Genomic DNA, 3,173 nt, shown 5'->3' with positions numbered 1-3,173 from the left:
ATTTTGTAAGATTTAATTGCGTTTTTTTTGTTGACTTGTTATAATAGCTAGGGGTAATAAAGAAACTAGTATATGGATTGGTGAGAATGGAGAGATGATTAATGAATTTAGGAATCATTGCACACAACAGTAAAAAAGTACTTATTGAAGATTTTTGCATCGCGTATAAAAATATTCTCGCTAAGCACGAAGTTTATGCTACAGGGACTACTGGTAGAAGAATTGAGGAGGCCACGAACCTGCATGTGCATAAATTTCTTGCAGGCAGTATAGGCGGAGATAAACAGTTTATGGAAATGATAGAGAGAGAGGATCTTGATATGGTGATCCTTTTCTATAATCCGGCCATGATCGACCCGAAAGAACCGGATATTTCAGCGATCTGCATGCGCTGCGATCAGTACAATATACCGGTGGCAACGAATATTGCCACTGCAGAACTTTTGATCCTTGGACTTGCCCGAGGCGATCTGGATTGGAGACTGAATCTGAAATGAGAGTAATAGCAGGAAAAGCCCGTCGTCTTCCTTTGAAGACTCTTCCGGGAACAGATACCCGGCCTACAACGGACCGTATCAAAGAAACTTTATTTAATATTATTCAGCCGGAAATTCCCGATTGTCATTTTCTGGATCTGTTCAGCGGAAGCGGTGCTATTGGCATAGAAGCCTTGAGCAGGGGAGCCGAGTCTGCTGTCTTTGTAGAAAAAAATCCAAAGGCCTGTGCATGTATCAGAGATAATCTGGCATTTACAAAACTTGCCGAAGATGGTAAACTATTAGCCATGGACGTGCTTCAGGCGCTCCGCTCCATGGAAGGCCAGTCTGCCTTTGGCTGTATTTTTATGGATCCGCCATATGAATGTGGGTTAGAACGTCAGGTACTGGAATATCTTGCGCAGAGCACTCTGGCAGATGAAAATACGATGATCATTGCAGAGGCAGACCTTCATACAGATTTCTCTTATGTAGAAGAACTGGGATACCAGATTAGCCGTTCAAAAGAATATAAGACAAACAAGCATGTTTTTCTGTATAAAAGAAAGTGAGAATGCACATGGTAACAGCAGTTTATCCGGGAAGCTTTGACCCGGCTACTTATGGTCATCTGGATGTGATCAGGAGAGCCAGCGTCTCTTTTGACAGAGTTGTAGTGGGCGTTTTGCATAATTCTGCAAAAAGTCCGTTGTTTTCTGTGGAAGAACGTGTTAATATATTAAAAAAGGCAACGCGGGACATTCCGAATGTCATCATAAAGCCGTTTAACGGGCTTTCTGTTAACTTTGCAAGGGAGAATGAAGCCCAGGTTATTGTAAGGGGACTGCGTGCAGTCACAGACTTTGAGTATGAACTTCAGATGGCACAGACTAATCGTGTTCTGGCTCCGGATGTGGATACTGTTTTTTTAACAACCAGTCTGGAATATGCATATGTAAGCTCTACGATCATGAAGGAAGTTGCCCGCTTTGGCGGTGACCTGTCTAAATTTGCACCGCCCGAGATCATTCAGGCCTTGCAGGATAAGATGCAGGAAGAAAAAGATAATAAGGAGAATGTACAATGAGCAGCAGAATTGAACAGATTATTGATGATATTGATGAATTTATAGAGAGCTGTAAATTCCAGCCACTGTCTTCAACAAAGATTATTGTAAATAAAGAAGAAATTGATGAGTATTTAAGAGAGCTTCGTTTAAAAACACCAGATGAGATCAAGCGTTATCAGAAGATCATCAGCAATAAGGATGCGATCCTGGAGGATGCACAGTCCAAAGCAGACGCGATCATTGCCGATGCACAGGCGAAAGCACAGGAGCTTGTTACACAGCATGAAATTATGCAGAAAGCATATGCACAGGCAAATGATACGATCAATGCTGCAAATAAGCAGGCACAGGAAATCCTTGACTCTGCAACACAGGATGCAAACAGCATTCGTCTCAGTGCGATTACTTATACAGATGATATGATGGCAAATATCGGTTCTGTACTGAATCAGACACTGGAAGATGCCGGCGGTAAATACAAAGGCTTTATTGATGCCCTTCAGGTATGTCTGGATGTTGTAAATCAGAACCGTCAGGAGCTTGCACCTCAGACTGCCCAGGCGGCTGCCATTACCGGTACTTATCATGATGATACCCAGGAGCAGGATGAGGATGCTCTGTTAGATGACCTGGATGAAAATTAAGCTCAGCAGGGCAGTAATTGCTGTATTGAGACATTTGGCAAAAATATAAGGCGTGACAGAAAGGTTCTGATGAAGAAGACTTTTTGTCTGTGCCAGGATACAGATTCCGCCAAATGCAGTCATACACATGGAGCAGAGATATCTGATTTTGAAGGGCAGACCGGACAGTGCCAGGAAATGAAGGCCGGTTGTCAGTTCCAGTGTGCCAAGAATCAGGTAGCCTGCAGCTGATTCTGTTTTCAGAAAATGTCTGATAAAAGCAGATACAACAGAAAACAGAAGGATATGTCCACCCATTCGGGTGAGTGTTTCAAATCCATTCATAATGGAGGCATCCAGCAGAGTTCCTATTGAACCGATAGCGGATGGCTCCGTTTTTTGGTTTTCAAAATCTGTTTTCTGTGTTGCAGTCACACCTTTCCAGACAAGAAATCGAAAGAGGAGCATTGTGAGGAAGCTTGACAGAAGAAGAATACCATAAACGGTTCCTGTACGGATACTGTCTTTAAGGCATAGATGGATCAGATATGTACGGATAAAGACAGGACTTGCATGGTTGGTAAAAGTCAGAAGATATTCTGCCTCTCTCTTGCTGATACGATTATGAGTGTACATGTCAGAAGTGATTTTGGCGCCCATAGGATATCCGCAGAGCAGACCAAGAGTTAATGCATATGCACCGGGAGCTGTGATTCCAAAAAGAATATTCCACAGATGCTCCAGGGGCGCAAAGATTTTTTCTGCTGTATTTGTACGGATTAAGATTCCAGTGAGTATAATAAAAGGCAGAAGAGTAGGAAGCAGGGTGTTCAGCCACAGATTAAGCCCTTCTTTTGATGCAGAAAGTGCCTCGGTGGGACAGCATACGAAAAAAAACAGCAGCAGGATAATTCCGGTTGGAAATAAAATTCGCTTCATATACAGATTCCGTTTTTTTTAAACTATATGGTCTGTATTAAATAAATATGAAGAATTCTCATGACG

At 42.5% G+C, this 3,173-nt stretch carries 5 protein-coding genes; 4 read left to right on the top strand and 1 reads right to left on the bottom strand.

What is annotated here, in order from left to right:
- Positions 1–101: 101 nt before the first annotated feature.
- From RDS42_RS13620 to RDS42_RS13605, 4 genes are read left to right on the top strand one after another with little or no spacing between them, the layout of a single operon-like run.
- Positions 102–497 carry a methylglyoxal synthase gene (locus tag RDS42_RS13620; protein WP_177276339.1) on the top strand — a complete coding sequence of 132 codons (396 nt, stop codon included), beginning with the start codon at positions 102–104 and terminating at the stop codon, positions 495–497.
- A complete protein-coding gene (rsmD, locus tag RDS42_RS13615) occupies positions 494–1,048 on the top strand; it encodes a 16S rRNA (guanine(966)-N(2))-methyltransferase RsmD (RefSeq protein ID WP_308784130.1) in 555 nt (184 codons plus the stop codon). Before RDS42_RS13620 ends, rsmD begins: the two co-directional genes overlap by 4 nt.
- An 8-nt stretch (positions 1,049–1,056) precedes the next feature.
- Entirely contained in the window at positions 1,057–1,563 is a 507-nt protein-coding gene (gene coaD / locus RDS42_RS13610; protein ID WP_177276341.1) for a pantetheine-phosphate adenylyltransferase, read from the top strand.
- Positions 1,560–2,189 carry an ATPase gene (locus RDS42_RS13605; protein ID WP_308784129.1) on the top strand — a complete coding sequence of 210 codons (630 nt, stop codon included), beginning with the start codon at positions 1,560–1,562 and terminating at the stop codon, positions 2,187–2,189. Before coaD ends, RDS42_RS13605 begins: the two co-directional genes overlap by 4 nt.
- On the opposite strand, the gene RDS42_RS13600 is transcribed toward RDS42_RS13605, so the two are convergent.
- Positions 2,166–3,107, bottom strand: a complete 942-nt coding sequence (locus tag RDS42_RS13600) for a hypothetical protein (RefSeq protein ID WP_308784128.1) — start codon at positions 3,105–3,107, stop codon at positions 2,166–2,168. The two genes, RDS42_RS13605 and RDS42_RS13600, sit on opposite strands and share 24 nt — an antisense overlap.
- Between the last annotated feature and the right edge of the window lie 66 nt (positions 3,108–3,173).

It is taken from the genome of uncultured Blautia sp., assembly GCF_902497045.1.
In the GTDB taxonomy this organism is placed as follows: domain Bacteria; phylum Bacillota; class Clostridia; order Lachnospirales; family Lachnospiraceae; genus Blautia_A.
Note: the sequence above shows the minus strand (reverse complement) of the source record. Positions and strands in the feature narration are given on the sequence as shown.